We start from the raw sequence: 17,448 nt of genomic DNA, 5'->3' as shown, positions 1-17,448 counted from the left end.
GGGTCCAGCGTAGCGATCGGAGTGCGGGATGGGTGTGGGGGCGGAGGATCCGGAGCGCTCTTCGCGCTGTGGGGGCGGTCGCCGCTACGGCGTGAGGCGTGCGCGGTACGCGGCGACGTGGGTGCGGTTGGCGCAGTTTCCGCGATCGCAGAACCTCTTGGACCGATTGCGCGACAGGTCCACGAAGAGGGCGCCGCAGTCATCGGCTGCGCAGCGGCCGATGCGGGAGACCTCTTCGTCGATCACTGCGTCCGCCAGGGCGATCGCGATGTCCGCGGCCGTGCGGACGGCGATCCCCGCCTCGTTCGGCACGGCGTGGAGGTGCCAGCCCCACCCGTCGTGGCGCTGCAGCTGCGGCAGGGCATGCGTCTCCTGGAGGAGTGCGTTCGCCAGGTCGGCGGCGCGTGCGTCTGCGGGTCCGTCCACGTCGGCGAAGACGGCGCGGATGCGGTGTCGCAGGGACTGCAGGCCGGGGACGTCATCAGCGGTGATGTGCACGGGGGGAGAGAAGTCGTGGGCCAGTGCGAACGTGCGGACGTCGGCCTGCGTGGCGATCGTCTCGCCCTCCAGGTCGGAGTTCGCGAGCGCGGTGATCAGCCTCAGGATCGACTGTGTGTGGACGGAGAGGGGCATGCCGACGATGGTGGCACAGAACGTGGTCGATGTCATGACCGTCGCGTGCTTGACTCGTGACGGCCGCCTCGTGTTCGATATGGGTGCACCGCCGCTGGTCGCCTGAGGAGGACGTCGTCGTGAACCGCACAGCCGTGGGCTTCGTGCTCGTGCTCCTCTCCGCGTTCTTCTTCGCCGCATCGGGTCCGTATGCGAAAGCCATGTACGCGTCCGCCTGGTCGCCCGGTGCGGTCGTCCTGCTGCGCCTGCTGGGGTGCGCGCTCGTCCTTCTCGTCCCGACGCTCGTCAGCCTGCGCGGCCGGTGGCGCGAGGTGGTGCGGGGATGGCGGACGGTCGTCTCGTACGGCGTGGTGTCGATGGCGGGAGTCCAGCTGCTGTACTTCCTCGCCGTCGAGCACCTGGCGGTGGCCGTCGCGCTGCTGCTCGAGATGACGGCCCCCCTGCTCATCGTGTTCTGGCTGTGGGGGACGACTCGGATACGTCCCGCGACCGTCACCTTCATCGGAATGGCGGTGTCGCTCGTCGGGCTGGTGCTCGTGCTGGATCCGGGCGGTTCTGAGCTGTCCCTGGCGGGCGTCGTGTTCGCACTGGGCGCGGCCGTGTGCCTGGCGAGCTATTTCATGGTCTCCGCGAAAGTCGAGGTGGATGTCCCGCCCGTCGCGCTCACCGGCCTGGGAATGACCGTCGGCACACTCGTGGTCGCAGGCCTCCTGCTGTTCGGGGTCCTCCCCGCAGACTTCTCCACGGCGGACGTGACGCTGGGGGCGTCGCCGTACAGCTGGGTCGTCCCGCTCCTCATCATCGTCTTCACCACGGTCGGCGCCTACGTGTGCGGGATCCTCGGCCTGCGGATGGTCGGCGCGACCGTCGGGTCGTTCGTGAACCTCACCGAGGTGCCGTTCTCCGTCATCGTCGCGTGGCTGGTCGTCGCAGAGCTGCCGTCGGCGATCCAGTTGTACGGCGGGATCGGCATCGTCGGGGGCGTCGTGTTCATCAAGTGGGGCGAAGTGCGTCAGGAGCGCCGGATCCGACGACGTGCAGTGATGCTGTCCGATCCCGCCACGGGCCCCCTGTCGATCATCGAGGAGCCCGACGGTCGCGCTGCGGACACCGCGTCGGGCTCGTCCCAGCCGAACGGTCGGACGTGCCGCGGCATGGATTCGACGACGAGCCGATAGGAATCCGTCACGAGCTCCCGTACGAGGTCTGCATCGATCGAAGCGCCGGTCGCCACGCTGACCCAGTGGCGCTTGTTCATGTGATAGCCCGGCGCGATCGAAGGGTGCTGCCTCTGCAGCGCCTCCCCGTCCTCCGGTTCCGCCTTGAGAGTGATGACGGGCTGACCGCGCTGGGTGTCGTCGACGCCGTATCCGCTGCTGGCCGCCGGCACGGTCGTGAGCATGAGGAAGACCTTCTCGCGGACCTTCATCACTTCGTGGTTCGGTCCGAACGGCCACTCCGCCGACGCCCCCGGCAGCTCCAGCGCACGGCTGCGTGCGAATCCGTGCAGCTCGTCACCATTCACGTCCGGCTCCTCTCGTCGGTCGGGTTCACCCCACGGTAACGGCGATCTCCACCCTCCAGTCCTCGGGCGAGGTGCCGGTCGCCGTCTGGCGAAGCTCGCGAGAGTCTGCGAAACCCTCCGCAGAGGGATGCGTTGCGACGGCGTCGAGCAGGCCGACCAGGGCGGGGTGGGTCACGCCGTCGGGAACATCCTCACCGGGCGCGGGACTCCAGTCCGCGCACAGCTCCGTGCGCGCGGGGAGTTCGCCCACCTCGACGGACTCTCCGCCCCATCCCGGGGGAAGGCGACGGGGTGTCGGCAGGCAGCAGGCGAGCTGGATGGTCTCCCGGTCATGGATGCGCATGGAGATCCACAGAGGGCCGGTCGGCTGGACACCGTCTGCAGCGAGCAGCTGCCAGAGATCGGCCATCGCCTGCTCGACCAGCTCGTCCGACGTGTCGTGGTCCGCGGTGAGCACTGTGGCGACGTAGGGCTGGGCGGGCTTCGCCACTTCGGTTACGTCGACCGGCTGGTCAAGCGATCGCAGCAGGGACTGCGCGCGCTCGAATGCCCGATCCTCCGCATCTCTCTCCGCGAGCACCCGGGCGCGATGGTCACGCAGCGCTCGCTGGGGCGATGCGGTCGCGACTGCGGCCTCGGGAACGGACACTCCCGCGTCCCGCAGCGTCCCCAGCACGATTCCCCTGCGCACCTGGTCCTCGGCGAACTTCCGGTACCCGGTGACGGGGTCGACCGAATCGGGCGAGAGCACTCCGCGCTCGTGGTAATGGTGCAGGGCCTTCACGCTCAGCCCGGTGAGGGCGGCGAACTCTCCGATGTTCATCATGGGTCCAGAATCCGGCCTCCCCTCACAGGAGGGTCAAGCGCTGCCTCACCGGGTCTCGATCGTGTACGAGTAGCCCTGTTCGGTGAGGAACCGGCGCCTGTGCTCCGCGAACCGCTCGTCGACGGTGTCGGCGGTCACGACGGTGTAGAAGGTCGCTGCCTGGGACTGCGCCTTGGGCCTGAGGATCCGGCCCAGCCGCTGCGCCTCCTCCTGGCGCGACCCGAAGGCGCCGGACACCTGCACGGCCACCGATGCCTCCGGGAGGTCGACGGAGAAGTTCGCGACCTTGGACACGACGAGCACGCGCACGGAGCCGTCGCGGAATCCGGCGTAGAGCTCCTCGCGCTCCTTCTCCGGTGTCTTGCCGGTGAGGACGGGGGCGTCCAGTGCCTCACCGAGCTCCTCGAGCTGGTCGATGTACTGCCCGATGACCAGGATCTGCGCGTCCGGGTGGTCCTCCACCAGACTGCGGACCACGGGCACCTTCGTGTCGGCGGTCGCCGCCAGCCGGTACCTGTCCTCGCCTTCGGAGGAGCCGTATGCGCGGCGCATGTCCGCGCCCAGCGGCACTCGCACCTCGTGGCAGGTGGCGGAGGCGATGAAGCCGTCGCGCTCGATCTCCTTCCACGGCAGCTCGAAGCTCTTCGGCCCGATCAGGGAGAACACCTCGTCCTCGCGCCCGTCCTCGCGCACGAGAGTCGCAGTCAGCCCCAGGCGGCGCCTGGCCTGCAGACTCGCCGTCAGCCGGAACACGGGCGCCGGCAGCAGGTGGACCTCGTCATAGATCACGAGTCCCCAATCGCGGGCGTCCAGCAGCTCGAGGTGCAGGTAGGAGCCCTTCCTGCGGGTGGTGAGCATCTGGTACGTCGCGATCGTCACCGGCCGGATCTCCTTGGCCGTCCCGGAGTACTCACCGATCTCGTCCTCGGTGAGTGAGGTGCGGCGCAGCAGTTCTGCCTTCCACTGCTTCGCGGCGACGGAGTTCGTCACGAGGATGAGCGTCGTCGTCGACACCTTCGCCATGGCCGCCGCTCCGACGATCGTCTTCCCGGCACCGCAGGGCAGGACGACGACGCCGGATTCACCGGCGAGGTACGTGTCGACCGCCCGCTGCTGGTAGGGCCGCAGCGACCACGTGGACTCCTGCTCCGCGTGCGCCTCGTGCGCCAGCGCGATCTCGTGCGCCTCTCCGTCGACGTAGCCCGCCCGGTCGGCGACGGGGTGTCCCAGCTTGAGCAGGACGTGTTTGAGCTCGCCCCGCTCCGACGGGTGGACTCCCACCGTCGAGGCGTCGATCCGCGCCCCGGTCTTCCCCGCGAGGTCGGGCTGCTGCAGCAGGTGCTCGAGCAGTGCGGAGTCCGTGGTCTCGAGGATCAGGCCGTGGACGGGGGAGCGACTGAGCGAGAGGACGCCCCACCGGTCCATGACGTCGACGATGTCGAGAAGCAGCTCGTGCGGGACGGGATGCTTCGCATAGTCGAGCAGCACGTCGACGACGGATTCCGCGTCGTGTCCCGAAGCACGTGCGTTCCACAGTCCCAGCGGCGTGATCGCGTACGTGTGGACGTGCTCCGGGGTCTTCGACAGCTGGGCGAAGGGTGCGATCGCGATGGCGGCCTCCGCCGCGTCCGGATGGTCGGATTCGAGCAGCACAGTCCTGTCGGACTGCACGATGAGGGGTCCCCTCGTCGTCACCTCGCCGTGCCGGTCGATCGTCATCCGTGTCTGTTCCCTTCGTCGTCCCGACTGCCGGAGCGCCGCACCCTCACGATGCGCGCCACCGATATCCGCAGAGCCTTCCCCGCATCCGTGCGGCCCAGGACGCGTCCGCCGCTCACCGACTGCGGGACCATGCGGACAGTCCGCTGGGTCCCGTCGGTGGTCGTGAGGATCACGTCGATCGGTGCCGACACAGCCGCTGCTTCGCCCAGTTCCGCGAGCACCGTCTGCGCGTCTCCGTCCGCACCCGCGGCGGCTTCCTGGCCAACGGCCGCACCCGTGCCGGTATTCCCTGCCGCGTTCCCCGTCGCGTTCCCCGTCGCGTTCCCAGAGGCGCCCGCGCCGCCGGACGATCCCGAGGTCGCTCCACGTCCGGCGGCTGATGCCCCGGACATGCCGCGTGAGGTCCTCCGCCGGTCAGGGGAACCGGTGCGGGAGGACTGCGCACGTGCGGCGTCGAGGCCGTTGATATGCGCCTCGATCCGTGCCGCCGGCACCCGCGTCGTCCGCGTGGTGGGAGGCGCGGCGCGGCTGGGGACGGGAGCGCGCGCGCCGGCCGGGTCCTCGGCGTCGGGGTCGATGCGGAGGATCGGACGGTCCTCCGTCTCCAGCAGCGCGCTCACCCGATCGGAGGAGGCGTCGGCGACCGCGACCGTGGGCGCGAGCCGGCGCAGACCGATCGCGGACGCCACCGGGTCGTCGAGCAGGACGTCCAGATCGGTCGGGTCGTCCACGACGACGACCGACCGCGCGCGTGCCACGCGGATCCTGTGCAGCCGGGCGCCGGCCGCGTGCACCAGATGCTCGAGCGTCGTGGGGACGCCGGTCGCAGAGGTCTCCTGCAGGACGGCGAGGATCGACTCGACCGATTCGCCCGTGCGGAGCGCGCGGGTCACCGAGGCGTCCGTGAAGCGGTAGACGGTGCCCTGCCCGCGGGTGTCGACGTCCGCGATCCGCTCGAGGCGCAGTCGCACCCTCTGGTCGAGGGGCCCGAACGCCACGCCGGTGAGATCGGACTGGAGCGTCACAGTGGCCTCCAGCGGGGGCAGCAGTGCGGCGATCTGCTCGCGCAGGGCCGCGGGCGGACCGGCCGTCAGCCCCTGCGCATCCACCGGGCTCGATCCGAGCACGTCGAAGGGATCATCGACCGCTGCGATCCACTCCGCGAGCGCCTGTCCGACCGGGGTGAGCGCGTGCGCGTCGGCATGACCCAGCGGCGAGGCGGTGAGGCCGAACGACTCCGCCTCGGCGAGCACCTGTGCCACCTCGTTCGGGCGCACTGCCGACAGCAGCGGATGGGTGAATGACAGGAGGACCACGACGTCCTCCTCGCTCAGGGCCCGGCCCTCGCCTTCTCGCAGCAGGGAGACGAGGACCAGCCGGCGCAGGGTGAGGATCTGCGGACGCGAGGCCGGGAAGCCCCCGAACGCCGTGCGCGCGTGCTCATCGCGGCCCAGGAGGTGGATGCGCTCACCCGCAGGAGTCGATCCCGCGAGCACGTGCGCGATGTCGACCGGATGGGTCAGCCACGTGGTGACGAGATCGGTCCACACCTGCTCCCGCGGCGAGGATGCCGCGGTGTCGAACTCCGCGGTGGGCTTCCACTGCGGATCGGCGGGGTCGCGCGTCGTGGCCAGCCACCCCAGAGACGAGGCGAGCTCGACGAGCAGTGCGAACCGGGCTGTGTCCGTGCCCGCTGCGCGAGCGAGGGACTGCGCGTCGCGCTTGCCGACGCCGCCGCTCACCAGCTGCGAGACATCGTGGTCGGAGAACTCGGCGACGACGGTGAGGGCACGGGACACGGCCCCGGCGACTCCGGCGCCCTGGGCGTTCTCCAGCAGTGCGTTCGACACCGTCGCGGTGCGCAGGGGTCGCGGATCCGCTGCGGACTCCCACGGCTGGGGCGTCGCCCGGGCCGCCGCGGTGACGGGCAGCAGCGCACCCGCCTCCGGCTGGACGCGGTACGCCGAGGCCGCAGCCGGGTCATCGGCTCCCGCTGCCGGCCACACGAGGCCGGCCGTCATCGCTGCGGTGAGGGCTGCCACGGGAGCGGGCCCCTCTGCCGCGGCGAGCAGTTCGGAGCGGTCGACGGCGGGGGTGATGCGGGCAAGCACGGCAGCGCGATGGACCACGCGCAGTGCAGGCGCGTCGAGGGACTCCAGGCCTCGGGCGACCGCCGCCTGCGAGGCGGCCAGCGCGGCCAGGCGGGCGACGTCGGTCACGTCGGTGCGGAGCAGATCGGTGCGGTTTGCGGCGAAGGCCCGGAACCAGGGTTCCGGCGCGGTGCGCAGCCAGGCGGCGAAGGACGGCGACTCGGGCATCCTCCCCATTCTAGTCGGGGCTATCATGGTGGGGGCCCACGGTCAGCGGAAGAAGGAGGTGCCCGATGGCAGAAGACACGCAGAGACCCCCGGGTGCCGTGCTCGGCGCGGCCGCGGCAGTGATCGCGCTGCTCGGTCTCGCCTGCCTCACGCTGGTGGTGATCGTCGGGCTGCTCGGATCGTCGGTGCCACCGGTGTTCACATGGACGGGAATGGTGCTGCTGCCGCTCGCGTTCATCCTGATGCTGGTGGTGCTCGCCCAGGGTATCGCCCGCCGCCGCTCCATCTGAGGCTCAGCCGCATCCCGTTCGCGGGTGTGCGACGCGCAGCCCGTTGACGCACAGGCCCGCCGCGATGGACTGCGGCCACCCTCATCACCCCGCGCCGCAAGGCGCCCCGATGCGCATCGCGCACACCCACCCCGTGCGCACCGCGCACCCCATCGACCGGTCGCGCAGCCGCGCGGCCGTGAAAGGACGGACATGCCCACAGGACGCGTGAAGTGGTTCGACGCAGACAAGGGATTCGGCTTCGTCACCGCGGATGACGGCGAGCAGATCTTCCTCCACGGCTCGTCGCTGCCCGACGGTGTCGCCGCGGCTCCCGGGATGCGGCTGGAGTTCGACATCGTCGACGGGCGGAAGGGCAAGCAGGTGCTCAAGGCCCGGGTCCACGAGTCGCCCGCCCGCGTGCGTCGGAACCCGGAGAAGACCGCAGCGATGATCGAGGACGTCATCACGATGCTGGATGACACATCGAACGGCCTGCGCCGTGGGCGGTACCCTGATGCTGGGCACTCCCACCGCGTGGCGGAAGTGCTCCGCGCAATCGCAGACGACCTGGAGGGCTGATGTCCGGACTGTTCGACCGCTGGCTGGCGTCCGCGGAGGCGACCTCGCCGACCGCGACGACCCGAGCGGCTGGTGCCGCTGAGGCGGCAGAGTCGTCTGAGGCCACCACGACCTCGGCGACGGACGCGCCGACCGCACGGGAACGCCGTCAGCCGCGCAGGCCGACCGCGATCGTCCTGGACACTGTGCTGGCCGAGGCCGTCGACGTCGCCCGCGCAGCCATCACCGAGGTCGCCGGAGAGTCCGAGGTCGGTGCCCACCTGGGCGTCGTCGCGGAGGACACGCGGCTCGTGACCCACAGCTTCGCGTGCACCAACCCGGCCTACCGCGGGTGGCACTGGGTGGCAGTGCTGGCGCGCGCGCCGCGCGCCAAGAAGACCACCGTGTGCGAAACCGCGCTGCTGCCGGGTGCCGACGCCCTCGTGGCACCCGCCTGGATGCCGTGGGACGAGCGTGTGCGCCCCGGGGACATGCGGCCCAAGGATGTCCTGCCGAAGGCGGAGGACGACCCGAATCTGGACCTCGGCCTCGAACAGGTCGACGTGCGCCCCGGCGACGACATCGATCAGGTGCCGAACTTCGAGTACGGGCTGGGCCGGACGCGCGTGCTGTCCCGCGAAGGGATCGCCAGCGCCGCGCAGCGGTGGGTGGAGTCCGACGCCGGACCGGAAGGGGAGTTCGCCCGCGAGGCCCGCGGGCAGTGCTCGACATGCGGCTTCCTCCTGCCGATCGCCGGCAGCATGCGCACCCGCTTCGGCGTGTGCGCGAACAAGTGGGCGCCCTTCGACGGACGCATCGTCGCGCTCGACTCCGGGTGCGGAGCGCATTCGGAGACGGACGTGCAGCGCCGTTCCACGGAGCCCGCGAGCTCCGTCGTCGACGACTTCGACGAATCGCTCGACATCGTCGAGCATGTGGGAGCCCGGCCTGAGGAGGCGCACTCCCGCGGATGACGTCGATGTTCCGGTCGCTGGCCGAACCCAACTACCGGAAGTGGTTCGGCGGCGCACTGGTGTCGAACACCGGCACCTGGATGCAGAGGACTGCCCAGGACTGGATCGTCCTCACCCAGCTGACCGACGACGACGCCACGGCCCTGGGCATCACGATGGCCCTGCAGCTGGGGCCGCAGCTCGTCCTCTTCCCCGTGGCGGGCTCACTGGCGGACCGCTTCCAGCGTCGCCGCCTGCTCCTCATCACCCAGGTCCTCATGGGCACGATGGGTCTGGTCCTCTTCGCCCTCACCGCCACCGGCGCGATCCAGCTGTGGCACGTCTATCTGCTCGCCCTGGCGCTGGGCATCGTGGCGACCGTCGACAATCCTGCTCGCCAGACGTTCGTCTCCGAACTCGTGGGAGACGCGCTCGTCCCCAATGCCGTCTCCCTGAACTCCGCGTCGTTCAACACCGCGCGCATGCTGGGTCCCGCCGTCGCCGGTGTGCTGACGGCAGCGATCGGCGCCTCCGCCGTCTTCCTGCTGTCCGGGCTGGCTTTCGCCGGGACCGTCGGAGTGCTGCTGTCGCTGGACCGCGGCCGTCTGCAGTCGCCGGACGCCCGGACCCGCCGCGCCCCCGGTCGGGGGATCATGGGCGGCTTCCGCTACCTGCGCACACGACCCGACATCATCGTCGTCCTGGCGGTGATCTTCGTGGTCTCGACGTTCGGCATCAAGTTCAACATCTACACGGCGACGATGGCGCGCATGGAGTTCGGCCGTGATGCCAGCGCCTTCGGACTGCTGAACTCGATCCTGGCGGTGGGTTCCCTGACCGGTGCTCTGCTGGCCGCCCGGCGCGACCGGCCGCGCCTGCGCACGATCTTCTGGGCGGCCGGAGCGTTCGGTGCGGCGTGCGCAGCCGCGGCAGTCATGCCCAACTACTGGACGTTCGCACTGACTCTCACCACGCTGGGCCTGTCGTCCATCACCATGCTCACGTCCGCGAACGCGTATGTGCAGACGACCACACCGGCGGGCGTGCGCGGCCGCATCATGTCGATCTACGCCGCCGTGGTCCTGGGTGGGGCGCCGTTGGGAGCCCCGTTCGCCGGGTGGATCGTCGACCAGCTGGGCCCGCGGGCCGCGCTGGGAGTCGGAGCCGCCTCGGGCATGGTGGGGATCCTCATCGGAGTGCTCTGGATGGTGTCTGCGAAGCACCTGCGCGTGCACTACGTGCGCCGGTCACGGCGCTTCATCCGGCTGAGCTACGACGGTCGGCAGCCGAAGGGCTGAGCGATCACAGCTCCATCACAGTATGGAAGCCTGACCGCCCTGCACTGTCCACGTGTTCAACGACGCCCGTAGACTCCGGATCGGACGGATGCGCCAGGACCGATCCTCCTGCCGAGGCCCCTTGGCACCCCTGATCCGAATGGAGCTCCTCATCGTGACCGCAGACGTCATCGTCACCGTGCTCGCAGGACTCGCGATGTTCGTGGGCATCGTGGGAATCGTCGTCCCGGTGCTGCCGGGCTCCGCCACGATCGCCGTGTCCGCGCTCGTGTGGGCGATCGTCGTGGGAACCGGCACCGGATGGACGGCGTTCGCCGCGATCACGGTCCTCGTGGCGCTGGGGATGGCTGCCGGCTGGGTGCTGACCGGTCGACGGCTCAAGGAGCGCGGGATCCCGAATCGCTCGCTGCTGGTCGGCGGGATCCTGGCGGTCGTCGGGTTCTTCGTCGTTCCCGTGATCGGCCTGCTGCTGGGCTTCGTGGGCGGCCTCTGGGCCGCAGAGTGGCAGCGGCTGGGCGATGCGCGGAAGGCGTGGGACACCAGTTGGGCGGCGATCAAGGCCGCCGGCATCGGCATCCTCATCGAGTTCGGGTGCGCTGCACTGGCCCTGGCGGTCTTCGCCGGGACGGTGATCCACCACTTCGTCGCCGCCTGACGCGGCGCGCCTGAGCGGTGTGGTGCCTCTGCCCGCGGGAAGAGGCACCACACGCCTCAGGCCGTGGCGGTGGCTCCCCACTGCTCGAGGACGTGATCGATGCATGCGAGCAGTGCGCGGACGTCGTCGGGGTCCACCGCGGTGAAGGTCGCGATGCGCAGCTGGTTGCGGCCCAGCTTCCGGTACGGCTCGACATCGACGATGCCGTTGGCGCGCAGGACGGATGCCAGGCGCGCAGCATCGATCGATGCGTCGAAGTCGATGGTGCAGACGACCTGCGAACGGTCGGCCGGGTCGGAGACGTACGGACGAGCGATCGGGGAGTCATCGGCCCACGCGTAGACGAGAGCCGATGACTCCGCCGTGCGGGCACCGGCCCAGGCGAGTCCCCCGTGGGTGTTCATCCACTCGATCTGCTCTGCGAGCAGGACCAGCGTCCCGACGGCCGGAGTGTTGTACGTCTGGTCCTTGCGGGAATTGTCCAGCGCCGTCGCGAGGCTGAGTGATTCCGGGATCCAGCGATCCGACGCGGCGATCTCCTCGATGCGGGCGATGGCTCGGGGGGAGACGAGGGCGATCCACAGGCCGCCGTCCGATGCGAAGTTCTTCTGCGGGGCGAAGTAGTAGACGTCCGTCTCGCGGATGTCGACGGGGATGCCGCCTGCTGCGGATGTCGCGTCGATGACCACGAGTGCGTCGTCGGCGATGTCCGCCGGGCGCCGGATCGACGTCGCCACTCCCGTCGACGTCTCATTGTGGGGCCACGCGTAGACATCCACCGATGCGTCGGTCTGCGGCACTGCGGAGGTGCCCGGCTCCGCGTCGACGACGAGCGACTCCTCGAGGAACGGGGCGGTCTTCGTCGCCTTCGCGAACTTGGACCCGAACTCGCCGAACTGGGCGTGCGACGCACGTGTGCGGACGAGTCCGAACGAGGCGGCGTCCCAGAAGACGGTCGATCCGCCGTTGCCGAGGATCACCTCGTAGCCGTCCGGCAGGGAGAACAGCTCGGTGAGTCCGGTGCGTACGCGACGGACGAGCTCCTTGACCGGCTTCTGGCGGTGGGACGTGCCCATCACGGTGGGGCCGGCGGCGGCGAGCGCGGCCATCTGCTCGGGGCGCACGCGCGAGGGACCTGCGCCGAAGCGTCCGTCGACGGGCTGGAGATGGGCGGGGATCACGATGTCTGCGGGGGTGTCAGTACTCACGCCAGCGATCCTACTGCGAGGCCGGTCCTCCTGCGCGGCGAGGGAGGGGCGGGCGCCTCCCGCGTGCGGGTGCGCCGCGAGTTCGGGTGTGCGGCGAGTTCGGGTGTGCCGGGAGTAGCGTGGAGCCATGGATGAGCAGACGGAAGCGGCTCCCGCAGCGGCACAGGACGCCATCGCGGCACTGGCGCGGCAGCGGGTCGAGTACGACGACGTGGACATCGACCTGCCGGCGGAGACTCCCCACGGCATCTTCTCCCGCTGGTACGAGGACGCGGGCGAGGGCCTGGGGGAGCCCAACGCGATGGTCGTGGCGACGGACGACGACGCCGGCCCCGCTGCCCGCATCGTCCTCCTCAAGGGCTTCGATGCGCGCGGCTTCGTGTTCTTCACGAACTACCTGTCCGCGAAGGGACGGCAGATCGAGGCGCATCCACTCGTGGCGCTGGTCTTCCCGTGGCACGACATGCAGCGCCAAGTGCGCGTCCGGGGCGTCGTGTCGAAGGTGACACCGGAGGAGTCGGACGAGTACTTCGCGCTGCGCCCTCGCGGTTCGCAGATCGGGGCGGCGGCATCCGCGCAGTCGCAGCCGGTCCGCGGGCGGGATGCGTTCGCTCGGAAGGTGGCAGAGCTCGAGGTCCGATGGGAGGGCAAGGACGTCGAACGGCCGTCTCACTGGGGCGGCTATCGCGTGCTGCCCTACGAGATCGAGTTCTGGCAGGGGAGGCTCAATCGCATGCATGATCGGTTCCTCTTCACCAGTCGGGACGGCCGCCCGGCATCCCTGGACGACGCGGCGACATGGTCTGCGGTGCGACTCCAGCCATGACGGCGCGGGGCGCCCCGGTTCGGCTGAGTGTCCGTTCGCCGCTTTGCACCGTAAAATGACCGCGGGTGCTTCCGCCCTGTCCAGACGGATGCGATGGCTCCCCGACTGTGTGTCGGGACTGCGAAGAGAGAGCGTGAGACGTGAACGACCTCATCGACACGACCGAGATGTACCTCAAGTCGATCATCGAGCTTGAGGAGCAGGGGATCGTCCCGCTGCGCGCGCGCATCGCCGAGCGCCTGGAGCATTCCGGTCCGACGGTCTCGCAGACTGTGGCCCGCATGGAACGGGACGGCCTGGTCGTCGTCGATGCGGACCGCCACCTCGCTCTGACCGACGAGGGACGCGATCTCGCAACACATGTGATGCGCAAGCATCGTCTTGCCGAAAGGCTGCTCTCCGACGTGGTCGGGCTCGACTGGTCGCTCGTCCACGATGAGGCCTGTCGCTGGGAGCACGTCATGAGCGAGCAGGTCGAGACACGACTCCTCTCGATCCTCCCGGAGCACACGACGGGTCCGTACGGGAACCCGATCCCCGCACTCGAAGACCTGGGCGCAGATCCGGCGGTCGTGCCGGACACGGTCTCGCTCACGCGTGCGGTGAAGTCCGGTGAGACGCGGACCGTGGGCATCGCGTGGCTCGCGGAGCCGCTCCAGGTCGATATCGAGCTCCTGGCGCAGCTGCAGGAGACCGGGATCCTGCCGGGCGCAGTGGTGACCGTGGAGTGGGACGGCGACTACGTGAGCATCCGCGCTGAAGGATCCGCGGATGTGCTCGATCTTCCGTCCGAGACCGCGGCTTTCGTGTTCGTGACACGCTGACGCGCAACCTCGTTACATCAGGTCCATTCGGTTAATCGAGGCTCTCACCTGCGACGATGCGAGGCCGTCGACGCGGAAGGTCACCGTCCGTGATCTGATCCGTGATCCAAATGTGACATGGCGTTGCCGATCGTTTACAGTTGTCGAGGCGCCTTCGGAAGAAGGCCATCCGACCCGGGTTCCGCACGCCGCACCCGCACGATCGGATCGAAGAAACAGCAACAGGACCTGAGCGGCGGCGAGGGGCCGGGCGACCGGCAGCACAGTCCGGAAGGACAGAGCATCTCCAGCTCGACGTGCGACATCTCGTAGGAAATGGAGAGGACATCGTGGCTACAAGGAAGCATGGTCGCCGCGCGGCCGAAACCCGCGTCAAGACCCCGCTCACAGAACTCACCGACGCCCTGGGCGCCAACTACGGCGTGGTCGGTCGTCGCGCGGCGGTCGTCGCCGCAGCAGGCGGACTCGTCGTCACCGCCACTCTGCCTGCGATGGGTGAGGATGATGCGGCGGCCGTCACCGCTGAAGCGGACGACACGCCCACCACCGACTTCGTGAACCAGGCGAAGACGGTCATCCCGGAGCAGGACGAGGACACCGACGACGCGGACGTCGTCGGCGCCGCCTCGGTCTCCAACGTGACTGCGGAGAAGGCTCCGGAGCCTGAGCCTGAGCCGGAGCCCACTCCCTCCGAGTCCGTCGAATCGAACTCCGGCTCCTCCGACTCGGGTTCCTCCGACTCCGGCTCCTCTGATTCGGGTTCCTCCGACTCCGGTTCGTCGAACTCCGAATCCTCTGATTCGGGCGAATCCTCCGACGACGGCGGCGCCGCGCTTCCGGATGGATCGAAGGCCGAGCAGGTCATCGCGATCGCCAAGCAGTACACGGGTGTCCCCTACGTCTACGGCGGCACCTCGACCTCCGGCTGGGACTGCTCCGGCTACACCTCCTTCGTGTTCAGCAAGGTCGGGGTGAATCTGCCCCGCAGCTCCGGCGCACAGGCGTCCGCCGGTCAGACCGTCTCCGCTTCGGAGGCGAGGCCCGGTGACCTCGTGTACAAGCCGGGGCACATCGGAATCTACGCGGGCAACGGCATGATGTACGACGCAGGATCGTCGTCGTCCGGCACTTCCTACCGCAGCCACTCGTGGATGGGGAGCGTCACCTACATCCGCGTTCTCTGATCGCATCACGCACGAAGACACCCGCACTCCGTCCACAGGTCCGGACGGAGCGCGGGTGTCTCTGCGTCTGCGGGTGCCGATCGGCTCCGGAGTCTACCCCGCATTCCGGTGAACGCTGCGGGAACACCGGCGGCACGTTCGATGACACGACGGACGCGGCACTCCACATCGGACCCGGATGGGCCTACCCTTGGTGCAGTGAGTCCAGGAGGGGTCATGGGTGAGAGGCACGAACTGCGATCGGCGACGAAGCCGGTGATGCACACGCTCCGCACACTATGTGCGCGTGGCACTGCAGTCCTGCCTGCGCCCGCGGGAATCCGACGCGCCGTGACCGGCGCAGAGGAGATACGTCCTCGTCTCATACCTGTCGAGGGGATATGCCCAGAGGCGATATCCCCTCTCTTCGGCCCAGGGCCGGTCCACCACGAACGGTGCCACACGCATGTGTGGCGCCGTTTCGTCATTCACGCGCATCCGCGCAGTCCTGGAGGTGCGTCGTGAAGACCCTCGTCCTGAACGCCGGCTACGAGCCGATGTCCGTCGTGTCCTTCAAGCGCGCGGTGGTCCTCGTGCTGACGGGCAAGGCGGCAGTGCTGCAGTCAGACGACGCCATCCCGATCCGCAGCGCATCGGTCGAGCTGGACCGGCCGTCGGTGATCATCCTCACGCGGTACGTGAAGCCGCCCCGCAGTCGACGCGTCATGCTGTCCCGCAGGGGTGTGCTGCGGCGGGACGGCCACCTCTGCGCGTACTGCGGCGGGCACGCGACGACGATCGACCACGTCCTGCCGAGGTCGCGCGGAGGGCGGAACACGTGGACGAACCTGGTGGCCTGCTGCCGGTCGTGCAACGGCCGCAAGGGCGACCGCACACCGGAGGAGATGGGATGGGCGCTGCGCTTCGCCCCGTCTCCGCCGCGCGTGGGGCGGTTCTGGCTGCGCGAGATCGAAGAACCGGTCGAGGAGTGGCGCCCGTTCCTCGTGGCCGACGGCTGGGGGAGCGGGACGGCTGCGGTGACGACGGCCTCGGCGGCGGTGGCCGCGCCGGCGGCGTGAAGCCGTCCGGGCGCGAGTCCGGGCACAAGAGAGGCGCGCCGGAGTGCTCTCCACTCCGACGCGCCTCGGCCTACCGTGCGGTCGGTGTCACGTCTTGCTGACAGCGCGGGAGATGAAGCCCCACACGACCAGCACGATGAGGGCGCCCAGGATGGCCAGCAGCCACGAGGTGAGCGACCAGAACTCAGTCACGCCGGTGCCGAACACAGCGCTGCCGATCCAGCCGCCGAGCACGGCGCCCAGGGCGCCGCAGATCAGCGCGCCGATCCAGCCGCCGCCCTGACGGCCCGGAAGGATCGCCTTGGCGATGGCGCCGGCGATGAGTCCTAAGAGCAGAAACGCGAGGATACCCATACTGCCTCCTTTGTCGTTCGGATCTTCAGCCTACAAGGAGCCTTGCTCGACGCAACTCGTTGCGATCCGCGTGGCGTTCCAGGATCCGAGTGGGGGCGGATCACATCGTGGTGAACCGCCCCGCAGAATCTCGCATCGCCGGTAATGTGAGCCACGACGCACCCGTACAGGGGGCGAGCGAGGCACGGGCCGCTCAGCGGCCCGTGGTGACACGGAGGAGGAGACATGGCAGACAACCAGACCTCGGAGGTCGCGGACCCCCAGGCGATCGTCGTCGGTGTCGACGGTTCGAACGCCAGCCGCAACGCGCTCCGCTTCGCGATCGGTGAGGCGAAGGCTCTTGGCCGCTCCATCCGCGTCGTCGGTGCGTACACGGTGCCGAGCGTCGCGGCCGCGACCATCGACGTGTCGTACGTGCCCATCGACGATTCTGCGGTCCGCTCATCGGTCACGACAGTGCTCAAGGAGGCGGCCGCAGAGGTGAAGGCGGCGGACGTGCCCGTCGAGGCGATCATCGAGATCGGCGATGCTGCGGGTGTCCTCGTGGAGGAGTCGAAGCAGGCCAGCCTCACGGTGGTCGGATCGCGCGGCAAGGGCGGCTTCGCCGGGCGGCTCCTGGGCACGGTGTCCTCGGCGCTGCCGGCGCACTCCGCATGCCCCACGATCGTCGTCCCCGTCGGGTGGGAGCCGGGGGTCACCGGCGAGGCCCGTCCCAGTTCGTCCCGCCCGGTCCACAGCAGCGCGGACGGTCCGATCGAGCGGTCAGAGGAGACGGACACGGTCCCGGGCATCGACTACACCGGTCAGGTCGTCGTGGGCGTCGATTCGCTGGGCAGGGAATCGCCGGCGCTCTGGGAGGCCGCACACATCGCGATGCGCCGGAACTCGCCGCTCCATATCCAGGCGGTCATCACGACGACGGTGATCGGGCCGGAGTGGATCCCGTCCCAGGGCGACCTGGAACGGCTCATCCAGGAGGGCACGGATAAGCTCGAGGCCGCCCGGGCGGCGATCGTCGAGGAGCACCCTGATCTCGAGGTGCGGTGGACACTGTTCGACGGTCAGCCGGCCGAAGTGCTGGTGCGGGCGTCGGACACGTGCGCCATCCTCGTCATCGGCTCCCGAGGCCGCGGTGGGTTCGCGGGACTGCTCCTGGGCTCGACCTCGCAGTCGGTTCTGCCCTACTCCGCTGCTCCCACGATGGTGGTGCGCGTCAAGCGGTGACCCCGCCTCA

Annotated in this window: 17 protein-coding genes and 1 pseudogene; 11 read left to right on the top strand and 7 right to left on the bottom strand. The window is 69.6% G+C overall.

Annotated features, from left to right (window positions below; translation table 11 throughout):
- Window positions 1-84 precede the first annotated feature (84 nt).
- The gene (locus tag BJEO58_RS06280; protein WP_101588631.1) at window positions 85-633 is read right to left on the bottom strand and encodes a CGNR zinc finger domain-containing protein; all 549 of its coding nucleotides are present in this window, start codon (window positions 631-633) and stop codon (window positions 85-87) included.
- Window positions 634-752: 119 nt separating this feature from the next.
- Here BJEO58_RS06280 and BJEO58_RS06275 point away from each other — a divergent pair, with 119 nt between their 5' ends.
- The gene (locus tag BJEO58_RS06275; RefSeq protein ID WP_308297855.1) at window positions 753-1,811 is read left to right on the top strand and encodes an EamA family transporter; all 1,059 of its coding nucleotides are present in this window, start codon (window positions 753-755) and stop codon (window positions 1,809-1,811) included.
- Between the two features lie 50 nt (window positions 1,812-1,861).
- Here BJEO58_RS06275 and BJEO58_RS15330 read toward each other — a convergent pair.
- The 4 genes and pseudogenes from BJEO58_RS15330 to BJEO58_RS06255 form a co-directional block, all read right to left on the bottom strand.
- Window positions 1,862-2,062: pseudogene (locus BJEO58_RS15330) on the bottom strand (MmcQ/YjbR family DNA-binding protein); the annotation flags it as partial.
- A gap of 121 nt (window positions 2,063-2,183) precedes the next feature.
- A complete protein-coding gene (locus BJEO58_RS06265) occupies window positions 2,184-2,984 on the bottom strand; it encodes a MerR family transcriptional regulator (protein ID WP_101588630.1) in 801 nt (266 codons plus the stop codon).
- A 45-nt stretch (window positions 2,985-3,029) separates the two neighbouring features.
- Window positions 3,030-4,703 (bottom strand): DNA repair helicase XPB, encoded by a 1,674-nt coding sequence (locus tag BJEO58_RS06260; protein WP_101588629.1) that lies wholly within the window; start codon window positions 4,701-4,703, stop codon window positions 3,030-3,032.
- Window positions 4,700-7,024: a helicase-associated domain-containing protein gene (locus BJEO58_RS06255; protein ID WP_101588628.1), complete on the bottom strand. Its 2,325-nt coding sequence runs from the start codon at window positions 7,022-7,024 to the stop codon at window positions 4,700-4,702. The genes BJEO58_RS06260 and BJEO58_RS06255 overlap by 4 nt, the downstream gene beginning before the upstream one ends.
- A gap of 65 nt (window positions 7,025-7,089) precedes the next feature.
- Between BJEO58_RS06255 and BJEO58_RS06250 the strand changes: the two genes are divergently transcribed.
- The 5 genes from BJEO58_RS06250 (at window position 7,090) to BJEO58_RS06230 (ending at window position 10,760) form a co-directional block, all read left to right on the top strand.
- Window positions 7,090-7,314 (top strand): hypothetical protein, encoded by a 225-nt coding sequence (locus BJEO58_RS06250; protein WP_101588627.1) that lies wholly within the window; start codon window positions 7,090-7,092, stop codon window positions 7,312-7,314.
- Window positions 7,315-7,506: 192 nt separating this feature from the next.
- Window positions 7,507-7,875 (top strand): cold-shock protein, encoded by a 369-nt coding sequence (locus BJEO58_RS06245; protein WP_101588626.1) that lies wholly within the window; start codon window positions 7,507-7,509, stop codon window positions 7,873-7,875.
- On the top strand, window positions 7,875-8,828 hold the full coding sequence (locus BJEO58_RS06240; protein WP_101588625.1) for a DUF3027 domain-containing protein: 954 nt from the start codon (window positions 7,875-7,877) through the stop codon (window positions 8,826-8,828). Before BJEO58_RS06245 ends, BJEO58_RS06240 begins: the two co-directional genes overlap by 1 nt.
- A complete protein-coding gene (locus BJEO58_RS06235) occupies window positions 8,825-10,105 on the top strand; it encodes an MFS transporter (protein ID WP_101588624.1) in 1,281 nt (426 codons plus the stop codon). Before BJEO58_RS06240 ends, BJEO58_RS06235 begins: the two co-directional genes overlap by 4 nt.
- Window positions 10,106-10,259: 154 nt before the next feature.
- Window positions 10,260-10,760 (top strand): DUF456 domain-containing protein, encoded by a 501-nt coding sequence (locus tag BJEO58_RS06230; protein WP_101588795.1) that lies wholly within the window; start codon window positions 10,260-10,262, stop codon window positions 10,758-10,760.
- Window positions 10,761-10,816: 56 nt separating this feature from the next.
- Here the strand turns inward: BJEO58_RS06230 and serC are convergent, their stop codons facing one another.
- Complete coding sequence (gene serC, locus BJEO58_RS06225) at window positions 10,817-11,968, bottom strand: phosphoserine transaminase (protein ID WP_246076134.1); 1,152 nt, start codon at window positions 11,966-11,968, stop codon at window positions 10,817-10,819.
- A gap of 127 nt (window positions 11,969-12,095) precedes the next feature.
- Between serC and pdxH the strand changes: the two genes are divergently transcribed.
- From pdxH to BJEO58_RS06205, 4 genes are all read left to right on the top strand, one after another.
- Window positions 12,096-12,794, top strand: coding sequence for a pyridoxamine 5'-phosphate oxidase (gene pdxH / locus BJEO58_RS06220; RefSeq protein WP_101588622.1), 699 nt, complete (start codon window positions 12,096-12,098; stop codon window positions 12,792-12,794).
- 140 nt (window positions 12,795-12,934) lie between these two features.
- Complete coding sequence (locus tag BJEO58_RS06215) at window positions 12,935-13,618, top strand: iron-dependent transcriptional repressor DtxR (RefSeq protein WP_101588621.1); 684 nt, start codon at window positions 12,935-12,937, stop codon at window positions 13,616-13,618.
- A gap of 329 nt (window positions 13,619-13,947) precedes the next feature.
- Window positions 13,948-14,802, top strand: coding sequence for a C40 family peptidase (locus BJEO58_RS06210; RefSeq protein ID WP_101588620.1), 855 nt, complete (start codon window positions 13,948-13,950; stop codon window positions 14,800-14,802).
- 500 nt (window positions 14,803-15,302) lie between these two features.
- The gene (locus BJEO58_RS06205; RefSeq protein WP_101588619.1) at window positions 15,303-15,860 is read left to right on the top strand and encodes an HNH endonuclease; all 558 of its coding nucleotides are present in this window, start codon (window positions 15,303-15,305) and stop codon (window positions 15,858-15,860) included.
- A gap of 87 nt (window positions 15,861-15,947) precedes the next feature.
- Here the strand turns inward: BJEO58_RS06205 and BJEO58_RS06200 are convergent, their stop codons facing one another.
- Window positions 15,948-16,214, bottom strand: coding sequence for a GlsB/YeaQ/YmgE family stress response membrane protein (locus BJEO58_RS06200; protein ID WP_101588618.1), 267 nt, complete (start codon window positions 16,212-16,214; stop codon window positions 15,948-15,950).
- A 225-nt stretch (window positions 16,215-16,439) separates the two neighbouring features.
- On the opposite strand from BJEO58_RS06200, the gene BJEO58_RS06195 reads away from it, so the two are divergent.
- The gene (locus BJEO58_RS06195) at window positions 16,440-17,438 is read left to right on the top strand and encodes a universal stress protein (protein WP_101588617.1); all 999 of its coding nucleotides are present in this window, start codon (window positions 16,440-16,442) and stop codon (window positions 17,436-17,438) included.
- The last annotated feature ends 10 nt before the right edge of the window (window positions 17,439-17,448 follow it).

Origin of the sequence: Brevibacterium jeotgali (assembly GCF_900169175.1) — a bacterium.
Classification (GTDB): domain Bacteria; phylum Actinomycetota; class Actinomycetes; order Actinomycetales; family Brevibacteriaceae; genus Brevibacterium; species Brevibacterium jeotgali.
The sequence above is the reverse complement of the archived record's forward strand: the minus strand, read 5'-3'. Positions and strand labels throughout refer to the sequence as shown.

Excerpts from the sequence above, each read along its gene's own strand:
- BJEO58_RS06265 (WP_101588630.1), bottom strand. The coding sequence starts at position 2,984 with ATGATGAACATCGGAGAGTTCGCCGCCCTCACCGGGCTGAGCGTGAAG.
- BJEO58_RS06235 (WP_101588624.1), top strand. The coding sequence starts at position 8,825 with ATGACGTCGATGTTCCGGTCGCTGGCCGAACCCAACTACCGGAAGTGG.
- BJEO58_RS06255 (WP_101588628.1), bottom strand. The coding sequence starts at position 7,024 with ATGCCCGAGTCGCCGTCCTTCGCCGCCTGGCTGCGCACCGCGCCGGAA.
- BJEO58_RS06250 (WP_101588627.1), top strand. The coding sequence starts at position 7,090 with ATGGCAGAAGACACGCAGAGACCCCCGGGTGCCGTGCTCGGCGCGGCC.
- BJEO58_RS06260 (WP_101588629.1), bottom strand. The coding sequence starts at position 4,703 with ATGACGATCGACCGGCACGGCGAGGTGACGACGAGGGGACCCCTCATC.
- BJEO58_RS06280 (WP_101588631.1), bottom strand. The coding sequence starts at position 633 with ATGCCCCTCTCCGTCCACACACAGTCGATCCTGAGGCTGATCACCGCG.
- BJEO58_RS06240 (WP_101588625.1), top strand. The coding sequence starts at position 7,875 with ATGTCCGGACTGTTCGACCGCTGGCTGGCGTCCGCGGAGGCGACCTCG.
- BJEO58_RS06200 (WP_101588618.1), bottom strand. The coding sequence starts at position 16,214 with ATGGGTATCCTCGCGTTTCTGCTCTTAGGACTCATCGCCGGCGCCATC.
- pdxH (WP_101588622.1), top strand. The coding sequence starts at position 12,096 with ATGGATGAGCAGACGGAAGCGGCTCCCGCAGCGGCACAGGACGCCATC.
- BJEO58_RS06245 (WP_101588626.1), top strand. The coding sequence starts at position 7,507 with ATGCCCACAGGACGCGTGAAGTGGTTCGACGCAGACAAGGGATTCGGC.
- BJEO58_RS06195 (WP_101588617.1), top strand. The coding sequence starts at position 16,440 with ATGGCAGACAACCAGACCTCGGAGGTCGCGGACCCCCAGGCGATCGTC.